At 34.3% G+C, this 609-nt stretch carries 1 protein-coding gene; it reads left to right on the top strand.

The annotated features are described in order from the left end of the window. Positions 1-304: 304 nt before the first annotated feature. On the top strand, positions 305-487 hold the full coding sequence (locus tag CLLU_RS18555) for a hypothetical protein (RefSeq protein WP_106011223.1): 183 nt from the start codon (positions 305-307) through the stop codon (positions 485-487). Positions 488-609 lie beyond the last annotated feature (122 nt).

The raw sequence follows: 609 nt of genomic DNA, 5'->3' as shown, positions 1-609 counted from the left end.
TGAATCTAAGCAATTAATAATTAATACTAAAAAATTAAAATATGATGGTTTTGGCCTAAATATAATTTAGACTCTAGGGGGTCAAAATTAAACGTAAAAAGGGGTCAAATTTACTTGACAATCTACAGGTGTTTTATAATTCAGAAAAAAGAATTGGATTAGGGGGTGCAAAACTATAAAACTGTTTAAGAAAAACAGAACTGTTCAAAAATGCAGGGCAGGAACGAAAGGAAACCGGAGTCCGCCTTTTCTGCCTGTGTGCTCCATGGAATAAAATTAAATATATTATAAGGAGGACGAACAGGTGGATAAAATAAAAAAATCCAGAAGGATTTTCATGAATATCTTCCAGCTGCTTGTAATTGCTGCAGGTGTGATACTGTTTTCCCAGGCATTTGTACAGGTATCGGCAAAAGAAGCAGCACTGCCGGTTATTACTGTAAGCGGACTTGAAGATGATGCAGTAGTCAACTCACCTAATATTTAGAGTTTCCCCAAAATAAATTATTTCAGATATATCTAGGGCTATACTTCTAGTGCTTCAGCTATAAATAATTGTTGTGGAGCCTTGGTTTTTAAAACTGGTTGGATAAAATTTTTAATTCCAGT

Source organism: Clostridium luticellarii, assembly GCF_002995845.1.
Lineage (GTDB): Bacteria > Bacillota > Clostridia > Clostridiales > Clostridiaceae > Clostridium_B > Clostridium_B luticellarii.
The sequence above is the reverse complement of the archived record's forward strand: the minus strand, read 5'-3'. Positions and strand labels throughout refer to the sequence as shown.